The sequence below is a fragment of the Mangrovibacter plantisponsor genome (genome assembly GCF_003182475.1).
Taxonomy (GTDB): domain Bacteria; phylum Pseudomonadota; class Gammaproteobacteria; order Enterobacterales; family Enterobacteriaceae; genus Mangrovibacter; species Mangrovibacter plantisponsor.
Genome location: NZ_QGTS01000004.1, coordinates 311,787 through 337,750, shown reverse-complemented (window position 1 = coordinate 337,750; position 25,964 = coordinate 311,787). Strand labels below are relative to the sequence as shown.

Sequence of the window (25,964 nt, the reverse complement as noted above, 5' to 3'; positions counted from 1 at the left end):
TATTGGTAACCAACGCGCACAGCCATTATGGGGTGCGCTTTGGTTAATGAGGGAATAGCAAAAAAACGTTAACGCAACCGCCCATGGTCTTTTAACCACTCTGCAGTCAGGTGGATGCCTTCATCAAGAGAAATAACCGGCTGGTACCCCAGTTCTGTTTCCGCCCGCTGTGTATCCAGTGTGAAATCAAAATTGAGTTTGGATACGCCGTAGTGCGTGAGCGCGGGTTCACGCGATGCTTTATTGCCAAAACGTTCCATACCGCGGGCAAACATATCCAGCATGGGGTAAGGCACTGAACGAATGCGGCACTTTATACCCAGTTCATCAATCAGGCGTTGCACTATTAACCGTAATGGGCGAGCTTCCTGGTTCGTAATATTGTATGCCCGCCCGGATGGCAGCTTGTCGCAGGCTTCACTGCTTGCCAGCCACATGGCATGTACCGCGTTTTCCTGGTAAGTCATATCCACCAGTGCATCGCCTCCGCGCGGCAGTAAAATACTGCCATAGTGGCGCATCATTTGTACCAACCGCGGGAAAAAGACTGTGTCATGGGGCCCGAACAGGCTTTGTGGGCGTAAAACAGTAAAGCGGGTTTGCGGGTTGGATTGCGCAAGGTGATGAATGACATCTTCTGCTGCTGCTTTACTGCGGGCAAACTCGTTGGCATAGCGCACAGGGCGAAAATCTTCGTGTACGTTATGGTGGTGGTGGTAATCGAAATAGAGTGAAGGTGAGGAGATATGGACAAAATTCCGCACGCCCCAGGCTACAGCCCACTCACCCAGGCGACGGGTCGCCCGGACATTCGCCAGATCAAAAGCATCCTGGGTTCCCCAGGGAGAGGTGAAACTGGAGCAATGCCACAGAGTATCGACCCCCGCAAGCATGGCTTTTGCCTGCGAAGAGACGAGGTCTGTCAGGTTGGCATGGATAAATTCTGCGCCCAGTTTTTCCAGCAGTTGCCCCATGGCTGCGTTGGTTCCTGTGGCACGCACACTGACACCTTTGTGGCGCAGGTATTCCACCGCATTTCTGCCCAGGCCACTGGTTGCACCTGTGATCAGTACCTTCATGTAAACTCAGCTTTCTTTTGAAATGACGTGCGCATTTTTCCGTGAAAAGCGCGTACATGCAATGGGCGACAGGTAAGAAAACAGGTTAATCCGAGGTTTTTTTACCAGATTGTTCAGCCAACTGGATTACTCGTCTGACCATGCCACGAAAAATAAACAAATGTGCGGGGAACATCACCAACCAGTAAAGTAACCCTGAGAAGCCATGAGGATGCCACCAGGCACGAATATCCACTTCCCGGGAATCTCCCTTATCCCGCAGGGTAAAACACAAGCGACCGAGCCCCGGTGCTTTCATGCCAAATAATAAACTTAACTGTTTCTCCGGGTCTGCTATCAGCACTTTCCAGCTATCCACCTTATCGCCTTTTTGCAACCAGAGCCTGTTGGGGCGGCCTTTGGGTAACCGGTGGCCCAATAACCGGTCTAACAGGGCGCGTGTCGCCCACAGTGGGCCTGCGAAGAAAAAGCCTTCTTTCCCCCCTACCTGGTTTATCACCTGCCATAAAGCGGCTGTTGAAGCCGTGGTGTTCTGGGTGTGGCCTGCCTGTTTGGGGAAATAGCCATATTCAGGTTGCCAGCGGGCATGGGCATGTTCATCAAACCCCCAGTCACTGGGGTGTGCAAGGTGTTGTTCTTCTTCCAGCGTCTTACGCACGGCGTCATCAAAAGTGGTGAGCTTACGCGGGAATAGTTGTTGCAACTGGCTGGCATCCGGGAGCAGGTCATGAGCTATTCCCTGAATCAGTGCCTGAGCGGTGGCAGGGGGCACTGAGGTTATCAGGTGCAAAAACCACACGGAGATCCAGCGTACCGGAAGAGGGATGGCAACCAGTGGGCGGTGAACGCCACTGATAGCCATAAAACGGTGAAATTGTTCCTGATAAGAGAGCACATCCGGGCCTGCTGCTTCGAAAACCTGGTGGTCTTTGGGGGAGTAAAATGCAAATTGCGCCAGGTAATAGAGCAAGTCATCAAGGGCGATGGGGCTGGTGCGCGAACGCACCCAGCGTGGCGGAGTCAGCAGCGGGAGGTTGTAAACCATATCGCGCATGACTTCGAACGCCGCTGAGCCGGCACCGACAATAATACCCGCCCGCAACTCGGTGAGCGGCACGCCAGATTCAGCCAGAATTTGTGCTGTCTGGTAACGGGCAAGCATATGGCCGGAACGGGCACTGGGTTCCCGGGATTGCAATGCGCTGAGAAAAACCAGGTGACGAACCGGGTATTGCTTCAGACCATCACGCAGGTGGCGGGCGCAACGGGCTTCTCGCTCAATAAAATCCGCGCCATCACCCATGCTGTGAACCAGGTAGTAGACAATGTCACACTGGTTTAGCAGTGGTTCCAGGCTGCCACTATCAAGGAGATCGACCTGGCGGCATTGCACATTTTCCCAATGCTGGTCTTCCAGCCAGCTAACATTGCGGGCTGCCGCAACAACCTGGTGCCCCTCATTCACCAGGCGGGGAACCAGACGCTGGCCGATATAGCCACTGGCCCCCAAAACCAGAATACGTAATGCGCTTTGAGCCATCAGTTGTGGAAAAACGCACGCCAGTGTTCAACCACGCTCTGTAACGCCTCACGGTCGACATCAAGGTGTGTGACAATGCGGGTTACCGGTGCAGCATTAAGCAAGATTTCTTTGCGGGAGAAGTATTCACTCAGTGCCTGAACTTTATCCTGGGGTACGCGTACAAACAGCATATTGGTGTCCTGGCGAGTGACATCTGCACCACAGTCACGCAATTGCTGCGCCAGCCAGGCGGCGTTATCGTGGTCATCCTGCAGGCGTGCAACATTGTTTTTGAGTGCATACAGCCCGGCTGCGGCAAGGATACCCACCTGGCGCATGCCTCCGCCGCACATTTTGCGCCAGCGTAATGCACGTGAGATATAAGATTTGCTACCTACCAGAAGCGAGCCTGCGGGTGCGCCAAGGCCCTTTGACAGGCAAATAGTCAGCGAGTCGCAATATTGGGTGAGTTCACTCAGCTCACACTGGCTGGCGACGGCGGCATTGAGAATACGTGCCCCATCAATATGCAGGGCAAGCCCGTGTTCACGGGTGAAGGACCAGGCGCTGGCGAGATAATCTACGGGCAGCACTTTGCCATTATGGGTGTTTTCCAGGCTGAGCAGGCGGGTGCGGGCAAAATGCACATCGTCTGGTTTGATTTTCGCGGCCACCTTATCCAGTGGTAATGTGCCATCAGGTGCGGCATCTATTGGTTGGGGCTGAATACTGCCCAACACAGCGGCTCCACCGGCTTCGTATAAGTAATTATGGGCGCCCTGGCCCACAATATACTCTTCTCCGCGTTCACAGTGACTGAGTAGTGCAACCAGGTTTGCCTGCGTACCCGTTGGCAAAAACAGCGCAGCTTCTTTGTTGCACAACTGCGCTGCATAATTCTGCAGCGCATTGACTGTTGGGTCATCACCATAGACATCGTCCCCAACCGGGGCATTCATCATGGCTTCGCGCATAGCAAAACTGGGGCGGGTTACGGTGTCGCTGCGTAAATCAATCACGAGGCTTCCTTAGTTTTTGCGAAGAGAAGCCTCTGTTTTACCGGAACCGCCCGGTTTGTGCTACTACTAACAACCTGGCAACAATAGCTTTTTCCTGCTCATTGCCAGTGAATCAGGCCAGTTCAAGGTCACTTTGTGGCTGGCAGGCACAGGCCAGCACATAACCTTCGGCAATCTCTTGCGCTGTCAGGGTTGCGGTGCTGCTGACCTGGTATTTACCTTTGGTAATGCGTGTTTTACAACAACCACATACACCCGCCCGGCAGGCACTGTTCACCGCGACCTGGTTTTGTTCCAGCACTTCCAGCAAACTCAGGCCTGCGAGAGCCTGAAAGTTCTTAAGTGGCGAGTGGGTTGTGAAAGTTAACTTACCACTGCCAGCCTGGTTAACCGGAGGAACAAAAAACACCTCTTTGTGTATTTCTGTTGCTCCGGCTTCCCGTGCCAGGGTTTCCACTTGTGCCATAAAAGGCGCCGGGCCACAGGTCATTACGGTACGCCCGGCTACATTGGGTATACTGTTCACCACCTCAGCGGTAAGCCGCCCACTTAACATGCCTGCTCGCGCGCCCTGTTCCACAACCAGAGTGGCCGGGCGGGTTTCCCATTCCCGGGCAAAGATAATATCTTGCTCGGAACGGGCACAGTAAATCACCTGAACATCATCGCCCGGGCGTTTAGCCTGTAGCCAGCGGTACATCGACATAACAGGCGTTACGCCACAACCACCCGCGACCAGTAACCAGTGATGAGCCGGTTTATCTGCACAGGTGAATTCCCCCAGAGCTTCTGACAGCCACAGTTCATCACCAATATGAACCTCACGGGTCAGCCACTGTGACCCGGTGCCATTTTCAATACGGCGGATGGTCAGTGACAAAAATGGGCTGATTCCCGGTGTGGATGACAGGCTGTAGGCACGCACTGTGTCCGGGCTGTTACCAATACTCACCAGAGCGTATTGCCCCGGCTTATAGGGGTAAAAATCATGGCAAATGAGTGCCAGCGTATATACATCTGGCGTCTCCTGAATAATGTGATGTACCTGCATACGGTGCGGGCAACGTGGATTGGGTATCGTCATCAGCCTTGCTCCTTATGCCTTTATGCACCAAGTAACTGCTGCATATCCTGCTCAACGGAAGTGATTTGGCGTAGTCCAAATTTTTCGTTCAGGACAGAAAGCAGGTTAGGGGTCAGGAATGCAGGCGCTGTTGGGCCTGTGACAATGTTGGTCACCCCCAGTGATAGCAGTGTCAGGAGTATCACAATGGCTTTTTGTTCAAACCAGGAAAGCACCAGACTGAGTGGCAAGTCATTTACACCACAGCCCAGTTTTTCAGCCAGAGTGACTGCCAGCATAATTGCGGAATAGGCATCGTTACACTGCCCTGCGTCAATCAGGCGTGGCAGACCTTCCAGCGTACCAAAATCCAGCTTGTTAAAGCGGTATTTACCACAGGCCAGAGTCAGCACTACGCAATCTTCCGGCACCTGAGTTGCGAAATCAGTAAAGTAGCTTCTCTCTCCACGGGCACCATCGCAACCGCCAACCAGGAATACATGGCGCAACACGCCCCGGCTGACCATATCAATTAATGTATCTGCTGCTCCCAGTAATGTCTGGCGGCCAAAGCCGACAGTAATTAAGTGTTCAATTTCACTGTACGGGAAGCCCTGCATCTGTTGTGCCTGAGCAATCACTGGTGCGAAATCATCACCTTCCAGGTGTTTAACGCCAGGCCAGCCAACAATGCTGCGAGTCCAGATCCGGTCATCATAGGCTTCACGCACAGGATCAATAATGCAGTTGGATGTCATTACGATGGGGCCAGGAAAGCGGGCGAATTCGCTTTGTTGGTTTTGCCAGCCACTGCCGTAGTTCCCTACCAGGTGGCTGTATTTACGCAGTTCCGGGTACCCATGAGCTGGCAGCATTTCACCGTGGGTGTAAATCTTGATGCCTGTGCCTTGTGTCTGTTGCAACAAATTCTGCAGGTCACGCAGGTCATGCCCGGAAATTAAAATACATTTACCGGCGACGGGTTTGACGTTTACCTGAGTCGGGGTTGGGTGCCCGTATGCCGTGGTCTCACCGGTATCCAGCATTTGCATGATTGCAAAGTTCATCTGGCCGATTTCCATCGCACACTCCAGCAGTGCAGACATATCAGCAGGCCAGGTGCCCAGCCACGCCATAATTTTATGGTAGCGAGCATAGATATCGTCGTCTTGCTGCCCCAGTACTCGCGCATGCTCCATATAGGCTGCGGCACCTTTAAGCCCGTACAGGCACAACAGGCGCAGACCGAGAATATCTTCACCAATTTCGGTTTTGTCATGGTTGGGGGCAAACTGTGCGGCCTGGCGCTGGAGTTCCCCCAGGTCATCGCTGGTAAGGGTAATGTCAGCCATTGGGTGTGTTACCACCAGGTCAGGAGAGACTGCCAGGCAGCGCTGGCGCAGGCTTTCCCGGTGTGCAATAGCTTCACGGGCATAGCCCACAATACGGGGGGAATCAAAGTTGACATTGGTCAGCGTGGCGAAAAATGCACGTGGAGCGAAACTGTCTGTGTCGTTATCGGTGATACCTCTGGCGCGGGCTTCTGTCGCCCATAGTGAAAGCCCTTGCAGGCAGGCAATCAGCAGATCCTGTAAATCAGATGTCTGGGCTGTTTTCCCACAAACCCCTTGAGCCCATGCGCAACCGTTACCAGCTGGCGTCCGCATTGTTTGTTCACATTGCACACAAAACATAGTTGAACCCTTAAAGTTATATTTTAAATACATGTTTAAGGGTAGGATCAGGATGTGCTGGTGAAAAGGTATTTTAAATATAACTTCAGATTAGTTTGATTTACCGCAATTTTTGGCGGCAATGCTACCGCCAAAAACCGGATTAATGGGCAAAGAAAGCCATCAATACAGGAACTAACAGGCTCAGTACGAATCCGTGCACAATGGCGGGCGGTACAATCTCTATTCCGCCACTGCGTTGCAAAACTGGCAGAGTGAAATCCATGGAGGTTGCGCCGCAAATACCCAGCGCGGTGGAGCGGCTGCGGCGAATCAGACCGGGAATCAGCATGATAGCTATCAACTCGCGGGCAAGATCATTAAAGAACGCAGCACTACCAATGACCGGCCCCCAGGACTCAGTCATTAAAATGCCTGACAACGAATACCAGCCAAACCCGGAAGACATGGCCAGCCCGGCCTTAAGGGGCAGGCCAAGTAAAAATGCATTAATCACTCCGCCGCACAATGAGCTGGCTATCACCACGCCACTGACCATCATGCCCCGCCGGTTCAGGACAATCTGTTTTAGTGTCATGCTGCTGTTACGTAACTGAATACCAATCAGAAACAGCAAAAATATTAAGGTGTACTCACTGGCTTGTGTAGCATGGCGTAGCAGGCTCAGCCCGCTCAGGCCAAGCACAAAACCGGCAACAACCACGCCGCAGAGTTTGAGTGATTCCAGTGCCATGGCAAGGCGCGATGGCAGCGCTTCTTGTTGATGCTGGTGGCGCCATGGGCGCAGTGATTCCAGCAACCACAGTGCACCAATATTCAGGGTGAGAATGACAAAAACGCTGACAGCGGCATAGTGGAAAATTGCTACCAGGTTGCTACCCAGGTTATCCAAAAATGCCAGACTGATCCCCATGAAAAACAGAATGATATACACAATCCAGCTTAACATCCGGTTGATGAGTTTCAGCGCAGAACGGCTCTTGAACGGTAACAGATATCCCAGAATAAGGGGCAGAAGAATGATAAGCAGTCCCGCAAGCATTTAAGAAGACATCCATGAGAGAAATAACAAGAGATGTCACACTAGCGAAAAAAAGGCAGTGAGTAAAGAATGATAAATAGTTGTTAAGACAGTAATCTCAGCAGGCGTAAAAAAGCCCGGCTGAACCGGGCATAAAGGCAGGAAAATGTAACAACTGTATAATAAAGCATCTCACTTACGGGTAATTACTGGCGTTTCTCTAATAAAGTACGGTAAATAATGCCACCCAGAATACCGCCGATAATTGGCATAACCCAGAAAAGCCACAGTTGTTGTAATGCCCAGCCTCCCTGGAAAATAGCTACGGCAGTGCTACGGGCCGGGTTAACCGATGTATTAGTTACCGGAATGCTAATTAAATGAATCAGTGTTAGTGCCAGGCCAATGGCAATAGGAGCAAAGCCTGCTGGTGCGGCTTTATCTGTTGCGCCGTGAATAACTAACAAGAAACCGCAAGTCAGGACAATTTCAATAATAATCGCGGAGGCCATGGAATAATGGTCTGGTGAATGTTCACCATAGCCATTTGAAGCAAACCCGCTGGCTGCTGCGTCAAAACCTGCTTTGCCACTGGCAATTAAATACAGAATAGCCGCGGCAACAATCCCGCCGATGACCTGGGCGACAATATAACCAACGACATCTTTGGCCGGGAAGCGCCCACCTGCCCACAACCCCAGAGTTACCGCCGGGTTGAAGTGCCCGCCAGAAATATGCCCAACAGCAAAAGCCATGGTTAAAACTGTTAATCCAAATGCCAGAGCCACGCCCACAAAACCAATACCTAATTCTGGATAAGCCGCTGCAAAGATTGCACTACCACAACCACCGAAGACCAACCAGAATGTCCCAAAAAATTCTGCTGCTAATTTTCTGGCCATATTCACCTCGTTAAAAATATAGATAAATTTTGTATTTAAAATACGGATTTAAATTAAGAAAAAGCCATGCGTTACCATGCAAATAAAATGATGGCGCATTAATAGAAATACCAGTCGCACCAGAAACAGGCTGGTGAATTGATATGTAACTCATTCACTTTTTGTGGATATTATCACGAACAAAAAAAGTGTAGATGATTTTTACTAAGGTGGTGGAAAATTCTTACTTATGGGTGATTTCTGTTAAATTACTTTATTACTGCTACCAGGGTGAACAGATACACGCGATTATTTACCGGTTTTTACCCCGGTTGAGAGTTCAGGCATGTCTTCTGATTTCTTGCCCCGCTATACTGAGAAAACAATGCGTTGCGTTGTGCATCGCCAGAAGCAAACAGGAGTGGCTATGCTGCTTGAACGTGTCGAGATAGTCGGGTTTCGTGGTATCAACCGTTTGTCGTTAACGCTTGAGCAAAACAATGTTCTGATTGGCGAGAATGCCTGGGGTAAGTCCAGCCTGCTTGACGCCCTGACTTTATTACTTGCTCCGGGCCAGAAACTCTACCACTTTGTGAAAGATGACTTTTACTTTCCTCCTGGCGATGTTGCTGGCCGGGAGCATCATCTGCATATCATTCTGACCTTTCGAGAAACAGCTCCCGGGCATTATCTTGGGCGGCGTTACCGTTGCCTGGAGCCACTGTGGACTGAAAGCGGGGATGAGCATCGGCGTATTTTTTATCGGCTTGAAGGTGCGTTGGCGGATGATGACAGCGTCATTACACTCCGTTCATTTCTTGATCAACATGGGCAGCCTCTTGGTTTAGGTAATATTAATCACCTCGCGGAACAGATTTGCCGCCTGAACCCGGTCCTGCGCTTGCGGGATGCGCGTTTTTTGCGGCGTCGGCGCAGCGAAAAACTGGCTCAGCCGGTAGAAACAGAAATGACCGCCCAGCAATTGGATTTGCTGGCAAAAGAATTGGTACGGCGCCCGCAGAACCTTACTAATAACCAACTGCGCCAGGGGCTTTCCGCTATGGTGCAGCTACTGGAACATTATTTTTCTGAGCAGAGTGATGACAACGGGCAATACCGCCTGATGCGTAAACGTTCTTATGATGAGCAACGCAGCTGGCGTTACCTGGATGTCATTAACCAATTGATTGACCGGCCTGGTGGCCGCAATCATCGTATGATTCTGCTCGGCATGTTTGCCACGCTGTTGCAGGCGAAAGGCGCAGTTCATCTCCACCGGGATGCCCGGCCACTGTTGCTGGTGGAAGACCCGGAAACTCGTTTGCATCCCATCATGCTGTCGGTCGCCTGGCAGTTGCTTAATTTGTTGCCATTACAACGTATCACCACCACTAATTCGGGTGAACTGCTCTCATTAACCCCGGTTAGCGAAGTATGCCGCCTGGTGCGTGAGTCATCCCGTGTGTCGTCATGGCGTCTGGGGCCGGGAGGGCTGAATGCCGAGGACAGCCGCCGCATTGCATTCCATATCCGGTTCAACCGGGCCTCTTCGTTATTTGCCCGTTGCTGGTTGCTGGTGGAAGGGGAAACCGAAGTCTGGATGATGAACGAGCTGGCTCGTCAGTGTGGCTACCATTTTGATGCAGAAGGGGTGCGGGTTATTGAATTTGCGCAGTGTGGGCTGAAGCCCTTGATTCGTTTTGCCCGACGCATGGGGATTGAGTGGCATGTGCTGGTAGATGGTGATGAAGCCGGGAAGAAATATGCCGCCACAGTGCGTAGTTTACTGGAACATAACCGTGAGCTGGAGCGGGATCATCTGACACCGCTACCTGCACCCGATATGGAACATTTTATGTACCGGGAAGGGTTCGATGATGTTTTTCATCGCGTTGCACAGTTGCCGGAAAATATACCGATGAATGCCCGGCGTATAATTACTAAAGCGATTCATCGTTCTTCAAAACCTGACCTGGCAATTGAAATCGCGGCTGTTTCGGCGCAACGGGGGCTGGAAGCCATTCCCCCATTATTCAAAAAAATGTTTTCGCGGGTTATCTGGCTTGCGCGTGGGCGTGCTGATTAACAGCATCAGATTTTTATTACCCGGACTTGGGGTGCATCACATAATCGGTATCAAGGGATGTTTCTTGCTGCCGATACTTTGTGTAAGGCCGGTGAATAAGTTTTGAACAAAATGGTTTGAATTTGGTGTGTGTGCCCCCATGTAGCCAGAATGGGGAATCGCATGCCGGGCGAGAAACCGCAAGTTTGGTTTAAAAATCAAGAAAAATGCCAGACAAGGTGACTGGCATTTTGACAGAGGTATGTTCACAATGAGAATGAAACATTAAGTGACTGGTTCAGCTTCAACAGGAACGATAACACTTGCATGGTTGCCTTTAGGGCCCTGATGTACATCGAACCTGACGACCTGCCCAGCCTTGAGAGTTCGGTAACCGTCCATCTGTATTGTAGAGTAGTGGGCGAAGATGTCCTCGCCGCCGCCTTCCGGGCAAATAAAACCGAACCCTTTGGCATTGTTGAACCATTTAACTGTACCCGTTTCCATGCTTCGACATCCTTTAGCTTTTTATTTAAGTAGAGATGGAACTGCCGGTAAGTGCACTTTTTGCTGGTTAAAACACCACCAATGCACGACAGTACAATTTAGATAAATCACGCACAGCGTCAAGAGATCTGGCTGCCGGAAACGTGAGAAATGCGCTAAAATTTGAAGCAGTTAACGCTATTTGCATAATTGTGAGCGAAGTCGCGAATGGCACTAATAGCTGATACTTATCTTGCATCTGAGTTAGATTCAGTATGTGTTTTATGAAACTCAAGGCTGGTTATTTTTTGCGGTCTGCTAACCTGAAATGATGAAGACTGGCGATGGGAAAGACGAACTCCTGGTTTGATTTTGAACAACTTGCGACAGATAAACTGGACGATGCTTTAAAACCACCATCCATGTACAAGGTCATTCTGATGAATGATGATTACACGCCGATGGAATTTGTTATTGACGTGCTGCAAAAGTTCTTTTCTTATGATGTAGAACGCGCAACGCAACTGATGCTTACTGTTCACTATCGGGGAAAAGCTATCTGCGGTGTTTTTACTGCCGAAGTAGCGGAGACCAAAGTTTCAATGGTGAACAAATATGCAAGGGAGAACGAGCATCCGTTGCTTTGTACGCTGGAAAAAGCCTGATTAAGGCAATCTATTGAGGGGGGTGCCTATGCTCAACCAAGAACTGGAACTCAGTTTAAACATGGCTTTCGCCAGAGCGCGTGAGCACCGACATGAGTTTATGACTGTCGAGCATCTGTTACTGGCTCTGCTCAGCAATCCTTCAGCCCGCGAGGCGCTGGAAGCTTGCACGGTAGATCTGGCAACACTGAGACAGGAACTTGAGTCCTTCATCGAACAAACCACACCGGTTCTGCCCGCGACAGAAGAAGAGCGTGATACACAGCCTACGCTGAGTTTTCAACGTGTGTTGCAACGGGCTGTTTTCCATGTTCAGTCTTCTGGCCGCAGTGAGGTTACTGGTGCGAATGTGCTGGTGGCAATTTTCAGCGAGCAGGAGTCGCAGGCAGCGTATTTGCTGCGTAAGCACGAAGTCAGCCGCCTGGATGTGGTGAATTTTATTTCACACGGCACGCGTAAAGACGAGTCAGGAAGTGCACCTTCCGGTGGTGCAGAAAATCCAGTCAATGAAGAGCAGGCAGGCGGGGAGGATCGTATGGAAAACTTCACCACCAACTTAAATCAGCTTGCCCGTGTTGGCGGGATAGATCCGCTGATTGGCCGCGATAAAGAACTGGAGCGGGCAATTCAGGTACTGTGCCGCCGTCGTAAGAATAACCCGCTGCTGGTGGGTGAATCAGGCGTGGGTAAAACGGCGATTGCCGAAGGGCTTGCCTGGCGCATTGTGAAAGGCGATGTGCCGGAAGTTATGGCCGACTGCACAATCTACTCGCTGGACATCGGTTCACTGTTAGCCGGCACCAAATACCGTGGTGATTTCGAAAAACGCTTTAAATCACTGCTTAAACAACTTGAACAGGATACCAACAGCATCCTGTTTATTGACGAAATTCATACCATCATTGGTGCCGGTGCGGCATCTGGTGGCCAGGTGGATGCCGCTAACCTGATTAAACCGTTGCTGTCGAGCGGCAAGATTCGGGTAATAGGCTCCACCACTTATCAGGAGTTCAGTAATATTTTCGAAAAAGATCGTGCGTTAGCGCGTCGTTTCCAGAAAATCGATATTACTGAACCGAGTGTGGAAGAAACCGTTCAGATCCTTAACGGGCTGAAGAGCAAATACGAAGCCCACCATGATGTCCGTTACACAGCGAAAGCGGTACGTGCTGCGGTGGAACTGTCAGTTAAATATATCAACGACCGGCATTTGCCAGACAAAGCCATTGATGTCATTGACGAAGCGGGTGCGCGTAGCCGCCTGATGCCGGTTAGCCGTCGTAAGAAAACGGTCAATGTGAGTGATATTGAGTCTGTTGTCGCGCGCATTGCACGTATTCCGGAAAAAACCGTTTCTGCCAGTGACCGTGATACGCTGAAAAATCTTGGCGACCGTCTGAAGATGCTGGTCTTCGGCCAGGATAAAGCCATTGAGGCATTAACCGAAGCAATTAAGATGAGCCGCGCCGGGCTTGGTCATGAGCATAAGCCCGTTGGGTCGTTCTTGTTTGCTGGCCCTACCGGGGTAGGTAAAACGGAAGTCACCGTGCAACTGGCAAAAGCCATGGGCATTGAGTTACTCCGGTTCGATATGTCCGAATACATGGAACGCCATACGGTCAGCCGCCTGATTGGTGCGCCTCCAGGTTATGTCGGCTTCGACCAGGGTGGGTTACTGACTGATGCGGTCATTAAACATCCTCATGCGGTTGTGCTGCTCGATGAAATCGAAAAAGCGCATCCGGACGTGTTTAACCTGTTATTGCAGGTGATGGATAACGGTACGCTGACAGATAACAACGGTCGTAAAGCCGATTTCCGTAACGTAGTACTGGTTATGACGACTAACGCCGGTGTCCGTGAAACGGAACGTAAATCCATCGGGCTTATTCAGCAGGATAACAGCATCGATGCTCAGGAAGAGATCAAGAAAGTGTTTACGCCGGAATTCCGCAACCGCCTTGATAACATCATCTGGTTCAATCACCTCTCCACAGATGTGATTCACCAGGTTGTCGAGAAATTCATTGTGGAATTGCAGGTTCAACTGGATGCGAAAGGTGTGTCACTTGAAGTGAGCCAGGATGCTCGCAACTGGCTGGCAGATAAAGGCTATGACCGTGCGATGGGTGCACGTCCTATGTCTCGTGTGATTCAGGATAACCTGAAGAAACCACTGGCGAATGAATTGCTGTTTGGTTCACTGGTGGATGGCGGGCAGGTAACTGTGGAACTGGATACGGCGAAAGACAATCTGACGTACGATTTTCAGAGCGCTCAAAAACACAAGCCTGAAGCTGCTCACTGACAGGGTTGAGAATAACCGCCTGTATCAGTGAATAAGCCCCAGACAAAAGGCCAGGTTAATACCTGGCCTTTTTCATGAGATTAAGACCTGGCGCAGCTTAGGTACACCAGATAATGATTTTCAGTACGCGGGAGGGGAGGTCTTTACGGGTAACCTCAATTGAGCGACAAGCTGCAAAATCTGGTGAACCGCAATCGCTGTACCAGAGATCTTTCATCGAACATAAAAGCCAGCTCACTGGCCTTTATGTTGTGTAAAATACACACCGCAGATGCGATGATAAAAAATCACTTAACGACTACGGAAGACAATGCGGCCTTTGCTCAGGTCGTACGGGGTCAGCTCAACGGTAACTTTGTCGCCTGTCAGAATGCGGATATAGTTTTTGCGCATTTTACCGGAGATGTGAGCAGTTACAACGTGACCGTTTTCCAGCTCAACGCGGAACATGGTATTCGGCAACGTTTCCAGAACGGTGCCCTGCATTTCGATATTGTCTTCTTTGGCCATCTAATCCTCGGGGTATCACTACCATAGTTTTGAACCGGCAAGATAATGCCGAAGTTCTCGTATCATGTAAAGATTTCGTGTTTATTGTTCCATTACGCCACTTTGTCACGTGCTCGCCCAGGCCCAGCAAAGCTGTCCCCATCATCTGGCAAAAACACAAATGGAATACGCGCGGGGTACCTGAAAGGCAATTCCTCAACGGTGAAAAGGTGGTGCCGAAATCTGAGCGGCGATGATTATACCACCCTCAATAAAAATATGCGTAACACATTATTCAACCGGGGAAGGTTTCCAGCAAGGTCCGCTAAATATAACCTGGGGAACCCAGCATAAATGGGACAACGGCTGTTTACGCAAGCGTTCCAGTTCATCAAGATAAGTACGACGGGGAATTTCCACCGCGCCAAGAGACTGGGTGTGAGGGTTGATAACCTGACAGTCTATTAATTCTCCTCCCTGGCGGGAGAAATAATCGCAAAACACCAGCAGCGCAGTTTTAGAGGCATTTTCCTGGCGGCTGAACATGGATTCACCACAGAATAACCTTCCCTGTGTTACACCATAAATCCCGCCAACCAGTTGTTCACCCTGCCATACTTCAATCGAATGGGCATGCCCTAACTCATGCAAGCGTATCCAGGCACTTTTCACGTCAGGCGTAATCCATGTGCCTTCATCACGGTCATCAGCACAACCGGTAATCACCTGTTCAAAACAATAATTCAGTGTGACGCGAAAAGGGGAACGCTGATGGAAGCGCCGCATACTTTTGCTGATATGAAACAGGGTAGGGTAGAGCACCGCACGGGGATCCGGCGACCACCAGAGAATAGGGTCTCCCGGCGAATACCAGGGGAAAATACCGCGCTGGTAGGCCATCATTAACCGTGACGGGCTAAGGTCTCCCCCTAATGCCAGCAAACCATTTGGCTCGCGCAACGCAGCCTCTGGCGAAGGGAAAGCGATAGAGTGACGAGAAAGTTGCACAAGGCGCATACAACCGGACTCCACACGACAAAAAGTTGCAAAGAAACACGCATATTCACTCTTCTGCCTGGCGCTGCCTGCGGCGAAATAGTGAATAAGAGCCTGTCATCGTCACCATGTGCGTATAAACAGCAATACGCACCAATGATTATCGGCTGATACAGCCAGAATCTTCACCGGTAGCATGCAGATAGTGAACAGTTACCGGTGATGTTTCACCGTTGGCAAAACTGTGCATAGCGCCCCATTTGCGCCAGCAACTCAGCGTGAGTACCTTGCTCAATAATGTGCCCATTGTCCATCACAATTATTTTGTCAAAGCGCCCCAGCCCACTGAGCCGGTGTGTCACCATCAATACGGTTTTGCCCTGAGTAACACGGTGAATCAAGTCGAGTATATGGTGTTCTGTCTGTGCATCAAGCCCTTCTGTTGGCTCATCGAGCAATAAAATGGGAGCATCATGCAACAGCGCGCGGGCCAGACCGATACGGCGTAATTCACCACCGGAGAGTTGGCGGCCACCTTCGCCCAGCCACTGGTTAAGGCCTTCACCTTCCAGTAATTTTTGCAACGCAACCTGCTCCAGAACCGCGCTGATTTGCTGGTCACTGGCTCCAGGTGACGCCAGCAGTAAATTATCGCGCAAAGTGGCACTGAATAAGTGAATACGTTGGGGAACAGCACTCATGGATGCACGTAGTGCCGCTTCACCCAGATGGCAGAGTTGTGTATTGCCAATATGGATTTCGCCACGCTGTGGATCCCAGGCGCGCGTGAGAATTTGCAGCAAAGTCGATTTGCCGCAGCCAGTTTGCCCTAATAAAGCAATACGCTCCCCGGGGCTGATTTGCAGCGAAATATCAGTAAGGGCTTGCTGGTGCTGGCCCGGGTAGCTGAAGCTCACCTGGTTAATCAACAGCTCACCCTGAGCGGGTTGTGTAACGCTGGCTGCGTTGAAGTTTACCACTGGCTGTTGTTCAGTAAGTTGGCCGATGCGCACGGCAGATGCGGTCACCTGCCCAAGGTGTTGAAACGCACCTGTTACTGGTGCCAGTGCCTCAAAAGCGGCTAACGCACAGAAAACAAACAAGGCAATGAGTGCACCGGGCGATGTATCACCACCCACACCACCAGCGGCCAGCCATAACATCACGACGACAGCCACCGCACCGGCAAGTAACATCAGCGCCTGAGATAATGCTGTCAGCCCGGCCTGGCGGCGCTGTGCTTCGTGCCATGCATATTCTGTTTCATCCAGTTCTTCACGGTAACGGGCATTGGCGCCAAACAGGCTGAGCTCAGCCTGAGACTGCACCCAGGTTGTGAGGCGCTGGCGATAAAGGCTGCGCAGGGCAGTCAGTTGCTCACCATTTTGCTTACCGGCCCGGTAAAATGTGGGGGGCATAATCAGCAGGGTTAACAACATGATGCCACCCAGTGTCAGTGCCAGATGAAGATCAAGCCAGCTCAGCCCGTAAGTGACCACTAAAATAACAACCAGCGCACCAATCAGTGGTGAAATAACCCGCAGGTAAAGGTGATCCAGTGTGTCCACATCTGCCACAACGCGGTTAAGAACGTCACCCTGGCGAAATTGTTGTAACCCGGCAGGCGAGAGGGGGAGCAATTTGCTAAACGTGAATACGCGAAGATGTTCAAGTACGCGAAATGTCGCTTCATGGCTGACCAGCCGTTCGAAATAACGCCCTGCGGTACGAAGAATGGCTGCGGCACGAACACCTGCGGCAGGCAACATATAGTTAAAACTATACAGACCCGCGGTGCCGACTACAGCAGATGCAGAAAGGAACCAGCCAGACAGAGTTAACAACCCGATACTGGCAAGCAGGGTGATAATGGCCAGGATAACACCCAACAGCATCAGCCACTTATGGCGTTTCCACAGAGCCAGCCAGGGGAGTAAAGCTTTCATCAGATAGCCTCCTGACGATGTTGCAGCAAATCAGCAAACGGGCCGGTTTTACTACTTAATTCAGAGAAATTGCCTTGCTGAACGATTCTGCCATCCTGCATAACCCAGATTTGATCCCAGTTTTTTATATTACCAAGCTGGTGAGTCACCATCAGTGTACTTTGCTGTAAGGCTGCATCGTTGAGCGCCTGCATAACACGCTGCTCGCTTTGCGCATCCAGGCTGGCTGCGGGTTCATCCAGCAACAATAAGCGGCAGGGTTGTATCAGTGCTCGTGCAACGGCAACACGTTGTGCCTGGCCGACAGATAAGCGTGATGCTCCGTCGCCAGTGCGTGTATCAACACCATTCGGTAACTGGCCGATAAACTCATGTACCCAGGCACGTTGCATGGCATCGGTGAATTGTTCTTCACTGGCTTGTGGCGCGCCAAGCAGAATGTTGTCTCGCAGAGTGTCTGCTGGCAGGAGCGGGTTTTGCCCAACCCAACTCAGAAGATGGCGCCAGGTGGTAAGGTCAATTTCGCGGAACTCGGCACCGTTGACGGTAAGCGAACCTTCATAAGCGAGGAAACCGGAAAGCAAATTAACCAGGGAGCTCTTACCTGCACCACTCACGCCAACCAGGGCAATACGCTCACCTGGATTAATAGTGAAAGAGAGTGGCCCGGCAAGGGTATGCCCTTCATTGGAAAGGATAACCAGGTCTTTAGCTTCCAGAGTAACTGGCCCATCTTCCAGTTGCTGTGTACCTTGTTGCGGGTATTGCAGCGGTGCTTCCATGAAGGTTTTCAAACTGTCTGCAGCGCCAATTGCCTGAGCTTTAGCGTGGTAAAAGGTGCCCAAATCACGTAATGGCTGGAAGAATTCGGGAGCCATAATCAGTGCCAGGAAACCGGCAAACAGGGTAATACCGGTACCGTAATGGCCGAAATTGAATTCACCCAAATAGGAAAAGCCAAAATACACCGCAACCAGTGCGATAGACAGTGACGCGAAAAACTCCAGTACCCCGGAAGAGAGGAACGCCAGGCGTAACACTTCCATGGTTCGTTGGCGAAAATCGCGTGATACTTCACCCATCGCTTTAATTTCTGCTTCGCCACGGTTAAATATACGCAGCGTCTCCATCCCTCTTAGCCTGTCGAGGAAATGCGCGCTCAGGCGAGCCAGCGCCAGAAAGTTACGCCGGTTGGCATCTGCGGCCCCCATACCTACCATCGCCATAAATAATGGAATGAGTGGCGCAGTACACAGCAGAATCAGTGCAGCGGCCCAGTTGACCGGGAACAGCGTAATCACAATTAACAACGGCACAATGGCGGCAAGTGACATCTGTGGTAAATACCGCGCATAGAAGTCCTGCATATCTTCTATTTGTTCAAGAACCAGTGTTGCCCATGCGCCTGCGGGTTTGCCCTGAATCCAGGCCGGACCGGCTTGTTGCAGGCGCTCAAGTGCCTGTTTACGGATATGCTGGCGAATATGTTGCCCGGCATGGAAACCCGCTTTCTCACGCAACCAGACAACCCAGGCACGTAGAATGAACACCAGAATCAGTAATGCGAAAGAGAGCAACAGGGCTTCCCGGGGGATCTTCGCCATTATCATCTGGTTAAGCAGCGATGCCAGTAACCAGGCCTGAGCGATAATCAGGATGCCACTTAACGTACCGAGGACACGGGAAATGCTGAGCCAGCGACGTGAGAGAATGCTTTGCTTTTTCAGCCAGAGAGTCAGTTCTTGTTGACGGGTTTTATTCATTGCGTTCGGTTTGCCGGGTTGATTAAGTGCGCCGACAGGCGGCGAGGCGTGGCAATGTTACAACGCGCAGAAAAGAAAGGCGACCTATTCAGTCGCCTTATGTGTTTGGATCAATTACTTTGTTTCAGACAACCCGTCCAAATACCGTTCTGCATCAAGTGCGGCCATGCAGCCAGTACCCGCGGAAGTGATAGCCTGGCGGTAGATGTGGTCCATGACATCGCCAGCAGCAAAGACACCGGGTACGCTGGTTTGCGTTGCGTTGCCGTTAATCCCTGACTGTACTTTGATATAACCATTTTCCAGTTCAAGCTGGTCTGCAAAAATGGCGGTATTAGGCGAGTGGCCAATTGCGACAAACAGGCCCGCTACTTCGAGGTTTTCTACTTCACCTTCAGGCAGAGTGCTGGCAAGACGCAAACCGCTAACGCCCATTTGGTCGCCCGTTACTTCTTCAAGGGTGCGGTTGGTGTGCAGCACAATATTGCCGTTTGCCACTTTATCCATCAGGCGGTTAATCAGGATTTTTTCCGCGCGGAATGTGTCGCGGCGGTGGATAAGGTGTACTTCAGAAGCGATGTTAGACAGATACAGCGCTTCTTCAACAGCAGTATTACCCCCACCGACGACGGCAACTTTTTGGTTGCGGTAGAAGAAACCGTCACAAGTTGCACAGGCAGAAACCCCCCGGCCTTTAAATGCTTCCTCTGAAGGCAGGCCAAGGTAACGGGCAGAAGCGCCAGTTGCGATAATCAGCGCATCACAGGTGTATTCGCCGCTGTCACCGACCAGCAGGAAAGGCCGCTGAGACAAGTCAACGCGGCTGATATGGTCGAAAATAATTTCAGTATTAAACTTGGTCGCATGCTCGTGCATACGCTCCATCAACAGCGGACCTGTCAGGTCGTTCGGATCGCCCGGCCAGTTTTCGACTTCAGTTGTGGTCGTCAATTGACCACCTTTTTCCATTCCAGTAATTAACACCGGGTTCAGGTTAGCGCGCGCAGCGTAGACGGCGGCTGTATAACCGGCGGGACCGGAGCCCAGAATAAGAAGTTTGCTATGTTTAGCCGTGCCCATGAGATCCCCATTGTTGTTGGCAGACAGTGAGGGAGATTGTAGGAAATTTGTCACGCTAAAAAAAGAGTGCAGCGAAGTTGTTAACGAAATGTCTAATAGATGAAACCTATGGATCGCGCGAAATTCGCCAAAATGAATAAATAACAGACAAAAAAATGGTGTTATACAGACACAAAGATGACGAATTATCACCTCTGGCAACTATAATCTGGCACGTTTCACTAAAAAATGATGTTTTACTTTGACAATACGCTGGGCTTTTGCGAAAACATTTGTTGAAGAAAAGCATACTTGTTATGTGGAATGTCTGTTCTGTATGAAAAGTTATGCATTTACCGTGCGATTGACATCCTCCCATGGTGTGGACAGACGCCATGTGGGATATCGATGGTGGCTTTCGGGCAAGCGGTCTTCTCAATCGAATCCTCGAACAGTGACGTAAAGGGGAAATGGCAGGAGTAGGGAAGGAATATAGAGAGACAATAATAATGGTAGATAGCAAGAAGCGCCCTGGTAAAGATCTCGACCGTATTGATCGTAACATTCTGAATGAGTTGCAAAAGGATGGGCGTATTTCTAACGTCGAACTCTCTAAACGCGTGGGTCTTTCCCCGACGCCGTGTTTAGAACGTGTTCGCCGTCTGGAAAGACAGGGCTTTATACAGGGCTACACAGCGCTGCTTAATCCACATTATCTGGATGCATCACTTCTCGTTTTCGTTGAGATTACTCTGAATCGTGGTGCGCCGGATGTGTTTGAACAGTTTAATGCTGCTGTACAGAAACTTGAGGAAATTCAAGAGTGTCATCTGGTTTCAGGGGATTTTGACTATTTGTTGAAAACCCGTGTGCCGGATATGTCTGCTTACCGTAAACTGCTGGGCGAAACCTTGCTGCGATTGCCGGGTGTGAACGACACCCGTACTTATGTCGTTATGGAAGAAGTCAAGCAGAGTAATCGTCTGGTTATTAAAACCCGTTAACACCAGACAGGTGCAAAATCGGCTGAGTTTGATTACACTCCTGTTAATCCATACAGCAACCGTATCGGGGAACCGGTACGGTTGTCGATTTTAGCATAACCCCCCTGGAGAGTTTTTCTTGAGCCAGGAATACACTGAAGAAAAAGACGTTGTACTCACTTCCCTCAGTAGCGGAAGGCGAGCACTGGAAGCCATGCTGATTGTGGTGGCCCTGTTCGCTGTCTGGCTGATGGTGGCGTTGTTGAGCTTTAACCCCTCAGATCCAAGTTGGTCACAGACCGCATGGCATGAACCTATCCACAATTTGTGTGGTAAACCCGGCGCATGGCTTGCGGATACGCTGTTTTTCATCTTTGGCATCATGGCGTACATCATTCCTGTCATCATCATCGGCGCATGCTGGTTTGCGTGGCGGCACCGTGTGCAGGAAGAACTTGTAGACTATTTTGCCGTTTCACTGCGGTTGATTGGCGTGCTTGCGCTGGTTCTCACTTCATGTGGGCTGGCGGCTATAAATGCCGATGACATTTGGTATTTTGCCTCAGGCGGTGTGATAGGCAGCTTGCTGAGTACCGCAATGATGCCGCTGCTCAATAGCAGTGGTGGCACGCTGGCGTTGCTTTGTGTCTGGGCTGCTGGCCTGACGCTGTTTACCGGCTGGTCGTGGGTCACTATTGCGGAAAAACTCGGTGCAGTTGTACTGGGTGTTTTAACCTTCGCCAGTAATCGTACGCGCCGGGATGATACCTGGCAGGATGATGACGAAGAATATGATGATTATGAAGAGCACGACGAATATGAAGAGGAACAACGCGAGCCAGTTAAGGCGCAGCAACGGGAATCCCGCCGGGCGCGTATTCTTCGTGGTGCTTTAGCACGCAAACACCGGTTGAGTGAAAAATTTGCTAATCCTCTTGGTCGAAAAACAGACGAAGCGCTGTTTTCTGGCAAGAAGATGGACGATTCTGATTTTGACCCAACAATACCTGCCGCAACCACGTCTGATGACGTGCTGTTTTCCGGTAACCGGGTAACTGATTCGGCAAATGAAGCCGTTGAGAATGACCCACTACTGAGCGGTTACCGTATCACTCAGGAAAATGAATATCAGCACTATGCTCAGCCTGGCCAGGGTGCTGATCCGGGCATAGCAGGTGCAGAACCAGGCGGTGCCGGGCAAGCGGATGTTTTGTTGCAGGATTATTACTCCGGTATGGCGCCAGCAGCCCATCAGCCGCAGGGTTCGCCGCCAGAATATGTGCAGCAGGCCAGCACAGCTTATACTCCTGAGCCTTACGCTGAACCGGTGGGTTCTGCGCCAGCTCAGTATTCAACACCGGGCGGCTATGGTGAACCCTCCCAGTATCCAGGGGCTTCTGACTTACCTGTTGAGCCAGTGCCAACAGCGCTGAGCCCTTATGCTGAAGAGCATTATAGTGATGCTGAACAGCCAGCTTACCCACAAGAGTCTTATCCTGCTTCTGAACCGGGTGGGGATATAACAGGCACAGAATCAGGGTATAACCCGTATCACAGCCAGAATGCCGGTACTGAACGCGACGAATTGCCGCCAACGGAGCCTGATAACTCTGAACACCAGGTGAACAAGGCTGTACGGCCGCCGCTTTATTACTTCGAAGAAGTGGAAGCGAAGCGAGCAAAAGAGCGTGAGCAGTTAGCTGCATGGTATGAGCCCGTGCCTGACCCGGAACAACTGGCGGCACAAGCGCGTGCGCAGCAGTCCTCTCCGGTATCAACGGGTCTGTCGCATACAGCGAATGGCCTTTCAGTCAGTGCAACTGCGGCAGCCGTTGCTGCTGGTGCAGCGCAGGGTGCTCACCATGGCGATTCCGCCGTGAATATAGCCCCACCGGTATTTGGTGTTGCCGGTGATGCTCCGCGTCCGCAGGTGAAAGAGGGTATTGGCCCACAATTACCGCGGCCAAATCGTGTGCGTGTGCCTACCCGTCGTGAACTGGCTTCTTATGGTATTAAGCTACCTTCACAGCGTGAAGCTGAAGCCCGTAAGAAAGCGGAAGCGGAACGCCGCGAAGCACAGCACTATTCTCAACAACACCATGCTTACCAACACCAGGCAGGATCCTTGCCTGGTAATGAAGACGACGATTCACAATATCAGTCTGAACTGGCAGAGCAATTTGCGGCTTCTCAGCAGGCGCGTTTCGGCCAGCAATATGAGCATGACTATGCTGCTTCTGCTCAGGCTTCTGTACCTGACGGGCAGGAAGATGATGCAGAAGAACAGGCATTAGCTGCCCAGTTTGCAGCTACACAGCAAGCGCGCTTTGGGGAAGAGTATCAGCATGATTTCCATGCATCCTCTGCCCGCCATTCAGCTTCTGTGGATGATTTCCTGGCACCGGTCACACATCCGGTGGCTGAAGGGCCGTTTGAGCCGGTCTTTACGCCTGATGCGGCACAGGCTGCGGTTCCTTCGCAGCCCGTCGCCACTCCGGGGTACCAGCATGCACAACCGGTTCAGTCGGTTAATTCCGCACCACAAACCGAACAGCATGCTCAGGCCGCGCACCCGCATGGGCATTCAGCAGCTCAATCATCACAACCGGGTCAGGACAGCCTTATTCATCCATTCCTGATGAGAAATGGCGATAGCCGCCCATTGCAGCGCCCAACGACGCCACTTCCTTCACTGGACCTGTTAACTCCGCCACCTTCAGAAGTGGAGCCGGTAGATACGTTTGCGCTGGAACAGATGGCGCGCCTGGTGGAAGCGCGGCTGGCAGATTTCCGTATTAAAGCTGAAGTGGTTCATTACTCACCTGGGCCGGTAATTACCCGGTTCGAACTGAACCTTGCTCCGGGAGTAAAAGCCGCCCGCATTTCAAACCTGTCACGCGACCTGGCCCGCTCACTGTCAACGGTTGCTGTGCGTGTGGTCGAGGTTATTCCAGGTAAACCTTATGTTGGGCTGGAGTTGCCGAATAAGAAACGCCAGACGGTCTATCTGCGAGAAGTGCTGGATTGCCAGAAATTCCGTGATAACCCGTCACCGCTGACGGTTGTTCTGGGTAAAGATATTGGTGGCGAACCTGTTATAGCTGATCTCGCTAAAATGCCACATTTACTGGTTGCCGGTACTACTGGCTCAGGTAAATCAGTGGGTGTGAACGCCATGATCCTCAGCATGTTATATAAAGCGACACCAGAAGATGTGCGCTTTATCATGATTGACCCGAAAATGCTTGAGTTGTCGGTGTATGAAGGGATCCCGCATTTGCTGACCGAAGTGGTCACCGATATGAAGGATGCCGCGAATGCGCTGCGCTGGAGTGTCAACGAGATGGAACGCCGTTACAAGTTGATGTCGGCACTGGGGGTTCGTAACCTTGCTGGCTACAACGAGCGTATTCTGGAAGCAGAAAACATGGGGCGGCCAATTCCTGACCCATTCTGGAAACCCGGCGACAGCATGGATGTTACGCATCCGGTACTGGAGAAATTACCGAACATCGTTGTGCTGGTGGATGAGTTTGCGGACTTGATGATGTCTGTTGGCAAAAAAGTGGAAGAGCTTATTGCTCGCCTGGCGCAAAAAGCGCGTGCTGCAGGTATTCATCTCGTGTTGGCAACTCAGCGCCCGTCAGTAGATGTGATTACCGGGTTGATTAAAGCCAACATCCCAACACGTATCGCGTTTACGGTATCAAGCAAGATTGACTCCCGCACTATCCTCGACCAGGGTGGGGCTGAGTCTTTGCTGGGTATGGGGGATATGCTTTATTCCGGGCCAAACTCAACCCTGCCTGTGCGTGTGCATGGCGCGTTTGTGCGCGATCAGGAAGTGCATGCAGTGGTCCAGGACTGGAAAGCGCGTGGCCGCCCACAATATGTAGATGGCATTACTGCAGACAGCCAGTCTGAAGGTGGTGCCGGTGGTTTTGATGGCGGCGAAGAGCTGGATGCGTTGTTTGACCAGGCTGTTGCCTTTGTTGTGGAAAAACGTAAGGCTTCTATTTCTGGTGTTCAACGGCAGTTCCGTATTGGCTACAACCGGGCCGCACGTATCATTGAACAAATGGAAAACCAGGGCATTGTTAGTGAACAAGGCCATAATGGTAACCGTGAGGTGCTGGCCCCACCACCGTTTGAATAAGTTAACAAACCCCGGGAGCCGCTTTTGCGGCTCTTTTGCAAAGAAGCGTAAACAATTCAACTATCAGCTTTTTCTTCTGTTATTGCGACAGCTTTGCGGCCAGACTAGCCAGTTGAAAAACTTCACCTGGAATTGTGTTATTCGAGGATATGTAATGAAAAAGATCGCTATTGCCTGTGCGTTATTGTCAGTATTTACTGTCACTCAGGTGTGGGCGGATGCCGCTGGCTCTCTGAAAAGCCGTCTGGATAAAGTGAACAGTTTCCATGCCAGCTTCACGCAAAAAGTGACTGATGGCAGCGGCAATGAAATTCAGGATGGCCAGGGTGAACTGTGGGTTAAACGGCCAAATTTGTTCAACTGGCATATGATTCAGCCTGATGAAAGCGAACTTATCTCCGATGGTAAAACGCTTTGGTTTTATAACCCGTTCGTAGAGCAGGCCAGTGCCACATGGCTTAAAGATGCGACCAGTAACACCCCCTTTATGTTGATTGCCCGTAATCAGTCATCTGACTGGCAGCAATATAATGTTAAACAGCAAGGGGATGACTTTGTTCTGACCCCGAAAACCAGCAGTGGTAACCTTAAACAATTTACGATTAATGTCAGCCAAAGTGGGACTATCCACCAGTTCAGTGCAGTTGAGCAGGATGATCAGCGTAGTGTTTATCAGCTCACCGGCCAGCAAGATGGCGCGACAGATATGAGCAAGTTTACCTTTACCCCGCCGAAAGGAGTAACGGTAGACGATCAACGTCAGTGAGGC

General features: G+C 51.1%; 19 protein-coding genes. 6 read left to right on the top strand and 13 right to left on the bottom strand.

The window, feature by feature from the left end:
- Positions 1-68 precede the first annotated feature (68 nt).
- The 7 genes from DES37_RS08475 to aqpZ form a co-directional block, all read right to left on the bottom strand.
- Complete coding sequence (locus DES37_RS08475; RefSeq protein WP_110025520.1) at positions 69-1,079, bottom strand: NAD-dependent epimerase/dehydratase family protein; 1,011 nt, start codon at positions 1,077-1,079, stop codon at positions 69-71.
- An 85-nt stretch (positions 1,080-1,164) separates the two neighbouring features.
- Positions 1,165-2,619 (bottom strand): DUF2867 domain-containing protein, encoded by a 1,455-nt coding sequence (locus tag DES37_RS08470; protein WP_110025519.1) that lies wholly within the window; start codon positions 2,617-2,619, stop codon positions 1,165-1,167.
- On the bottom strand, positions 2,619-3,620 hold the full coding sequence (gene ltaE, locus DES37_RS08465; RefSeq protein WP_110025518.1) for a low-specificity L-threonine aldolase: 1,002 nt from the start codon (positions 3,618-3,620) through the stop codon (positions 2,619-2,621). The genes DES37_RS08470 and ltaE overlap by 1 nt, the downstream gene beginning before the upstream one ends.
- Positions 3,621-3,732: 112 nt before the next feature.
- Positions 3,733-4,704, bottom strand: a complete 972-nt coding sequence (gene hcr, locus DES37_RS08460) for an NADH oxidoreductase (RefSeq protein ID WP_110025517.1) — start codon at positions 4,702-4,704, stop codon at positions 3,733-3,735.
- Between the two features lie 20 nt (positions 4,705-4,724).
- Complete coding sequence (hcp, locus tag DES37_RS08455; RefSeq protein ID WP_110025516.1) at positions 4,725-6,377, bottom strand: hydroxylamine reductase; 1,653 nt, start codon at positions 6,375-6,377, stop codon at positions 4,725-4,727.
- A 142-nt stretch (positions 6,378-6,519) separates the two neighbouring features.
- A complete protein-coding gene (locus DES37_RS08450; protein WP_036107695.1) occupies positions 6,520-7,419 on the bottom strand; it encodes a LysO family transporter in 900 nt (299 codons plus the stop codon).
- Positions 7,420-7,604: 185 nt separating this feature from the next.
- Complete coding sequence (gene aqpZ, locus DES37_RS08445; protein ID WP_110025515.1) at positions 7,605-8,300, bottom strand: aquaporin Z; 696 nt, start codon at positions 8,298-8,300, stop codon at positions 7,605-7,607.
- A gap of 406 nt (positions 8,301-8,706) precedes the next feature.
- Here aqpZ and DES37_RS08440 point away from each other — a divergent pair, with 406 nt between their 5' ends.
- The gene (locus DES37_RS08440) at positions 8,707-10,365 is read left to right on the top strand and encodes an ATP-dependent nuclease (protein WP_110025514.1); all 1,659 of its coding nucleotides are present in this window, start codon (positions 8,707-8,709) and stop codon (positions 10,363-10,365) included.
- A 264-nt stretch (positions 10,366-10,629) separates the two neighbouring features.
- Here DES37_RS08440 and cspD read toward each other — a convergent pair whose 3' ends face one another.
- On the bottom strand, positions 10,630-10,851 hold the full coding sequence (gene cspD, locus DES37_RS08435; RefSeq protein ID WP_036107699.1) for a cold shock-like protein CspD: 222 nt from the start codon (positions 10,849-10,851) through the stop codon (positions 10,630-10,632).
- A gap of 323 nt (positions 10,852-11,174) precedes the next feature.
- Here cspD and clpS point away from each other — a divergent pair, with 323 nt between their 5' ends.
- Complete coding sequence (clpS, locus tag DES37_RS08430) at positions 11,175-11,495, top strand: ATP-dependent Clp protease adapter ClpS (RefSeq protein ID WP_036107701.1); 321 nt, start codon at positions 11,175-11,177, stop codon at positions 11,493-11,495.
- A 28-nt stretch (positions 11,496-11,523) separates the two neighbouring features.
- Positions 11,524-13,803: an ATP-dependent Clp protease ATP-binding subunit ClpA gene (clpA, locus tag DES37_RS08425; RefSeq protein ID WP_036107704.1), complete on the top strand. Its 2,280-nt coding sequence runs from the start codon at positions 11,524-11,526 to the stop codon at positions 13,801-13,803.
- A 291-nt stretch (positions 13,804-14,094) separates the two neighbouring features.
- On the opposite strand, the gene infA is transcribed toward clpA, so the two are convergent.
- The 5 genes from infA to trxB all read right to left on the bottom strand — a co-directional run bounded on the left by infA (position 14,095) and on the right by trxB (position 20,077).
- A complete protein-coding gene (gene infA / locus DES37_RS08420; protein ID WP_001040187.1) occupies positions 14,095-14,313 on the bottom strand; it encodes a translation initiation factor IF-1 in 219 nt (72 codons plus the stop codon).
- A gap of 270 nt (positions 14,314-14,583) precedes the next feature.
- Positions 14,584-15,309 carry a leucyl/phenylalanyl-tRNA--protein transferase gene (aat, locus tag DES37_RS08415; protein ID WP_110025513.1) on the bottom strand — a complete coding sequence of 242 codons (726 nt, stop codon included), beginning with the start codon at positions 15,307-15,309 and terminating at the stop codon, positions 14,584-14,586.
- A gap of 206 nt (positions 15,310-15,515) precedes the next feature.
- The gene (gene cydC / locus DES37_RS08410) at positions 15,516-17,234 is read right to left on the bottom strand and encodes a heme ABC transporter ATP-binding protein/permease CydC (RefSeq protein ID WP_110025512.1); all 1,719 of its coding nucleotides are present in this window, start codon (positions 17,232-17,234) and stop codon (positions 15,516-15,518) included.
- Positions 17,234-18,997 (bottom strand): heme ABC transporter permease/ATP-binding protein CydD, encoded by a 1,764-nt coding sequence (gene cydD / locus DES37_RS08405; RefSeq protein WP_110025511.1) that lies wholly within the window; start codon positions 18,995-18,997, stop codon positions 17,234-17,236. The genes cydC and cydD overlap by 1 nt, the downstream gene beginning before the upstream one ends.
- Positions 18,998-19,111: 114 nt before the next feature.
- Positions 19,112-20,077, bottom strand: coding sequence for a thioredoxin-disulfide reductase (trxB, locus tag DES37_RS08400; protein WP_170123748.1), 966 nt, complete (start codon positions 20,075-20,077; stop codon positions 19,112-19,114).
- A 488-nt stretch (positions 20,078-20,565) separates the two neighbouring features.
- Here trxB and lrp point away from each other — a divergent pair, with 488 nt between their 5' ends.
- The 3 genes from lrp (at position 20,566) to lolA (ending at position 25,961) form a co-directional block, all read left to right on the top strand.
- Complete coding sequence (lrp, locus tag DES37_RS08395) at positions 20,566-21,060, top strand: leucine-responsive transcriptional regulator Lrp (RefSeq protein ID WP_000228469.1); 495 nt, start codon at positions 20,566-20,568, stop codon at positions 21,058-21,060.
- A gap of 118 nt (positions 21,061-21,178) precedes the next feature.
- Complete coding sequence (locus DES37_RS08390) at positions 21,179-25,195, top strand: DNA translocase FtsK 4TM domain-containing protein (protein ID WP_110025510.1); 4,017 nt, start codon at positions 21,179-21,181, stop codon at positions 25,193-25,195.
- Between the two features lie 154 nt (positions 25,196-25,349).
- Positions 25,350-25,961, top strand: coding sequence for an outer membrane lipoprotein periplasmic chaperone LolA (gene lolA / locus DES37_RS08385; protein ID WP_036107727.1), 612 nt, complete (start codon positions 25,350-25,352; stop codon positions 25,959-25,961).
- Positions 25,962-25,964: the final 3 nt, after the last annotated feature.